The 979-nt window shown below is 62.8% G+C and carries 1 protein-coding gene; it reads left to right on the forward strand.

What is annotated here, in order from left to right:
- On the forward strand, positions 1–979 hold a 979-nt coding region (gene tssI, locus MEB48_RS29010), incomplete at both ends, for a type VI secretion system tip protein TssI/VgrG (protein WP_237887128.1).

Consider the following 979-nt stretch of genomic DNA (forward strand, 5'->3'; position numbering starts at 1 on the left):
CTGGTGGCGGAGCATCCGGTGGTCAGCCGGTTTTCCCCGGGTTTCAGCACCCGTCCCAGCCAGGTCACGCGCCGGCACTACGACCTGAAACGCCCGAACCGGTTACTGGAAAGTCGCTTTGCCGGCGCGTTCAGCCCTGTGCTTGAAGACTATCGCTACCCGCTGCTTTTCGAGAGTGAGAAACGCGGGCAACAGCTCGCCCGGCAGGTGCTGGAACGGCACCGCACCGATTACCAGTTGGCCGAGGGCGAAAGCGACCAGCCGACCCTGCGCAGCGGTCATTTTTTCAGCCTGACGCAACACCCACGCGCCACGTACAACGATTTGTGGCTGCTGCTCAGTGTCACCCACCGCGGAAAACAGCCTCAGGTGCTGGAAGAGTCAGTCACCAGCGACGCCAAATCCGAGGACGGGTTTACCCAGGGCTACCGCAACCGCTTCAGCGCGATTCCCTGGGACGTGTTTTATCGGCCACCGCTGCCGCCCCCAAGACCGGCGCTGGTCTGCCAGACCGCCCGCGTCACCGGGCCGGCCGGCGAAGAGATCTACTGCGATGAACATGGTCGGGTCAAAGTCGAGTTTCACTGGGACCGGGCCGAGCGCAACAGCGAACACAGCAGTTGCTGGCTGCGGGTGTCCTCCAGCTGGGCGGGTGAACATTTCGGTGCGGTGACCATTCCGCGCATCGGCATGGAAGTGGTGGTCACCTACCTGGAAGGCAATCCCGACCATCCATTGATCACCGGGTGCGCGCCGAACAAGCTCACGCCCGTCCCCTACCCCTTGCCCGAACACCAAACCAAAACCGTACTGCGCAGCCACAGTTCACCGCATACCGGTGGATACAACGAACTGTCGATTGAAGACCGCGCCGGGCAGGAACTGATCTACCTGCGCGCCCAGCGCGATCTGGAGCAGAAGGTGGTCAATGACAGCCGGCTGGAAGTGGGCAACGAGCGTCGGGAAACCATCAAGGGCC

The organism is Pseudomonas sp. PGPR40, from assembly GCF_022014505.1.
GTDB lineage: Bacteria > Pseudomonadota > Gammaproteobacteria > Pseudomonadales > Pseudomonadaceae > Aquipseudomonas.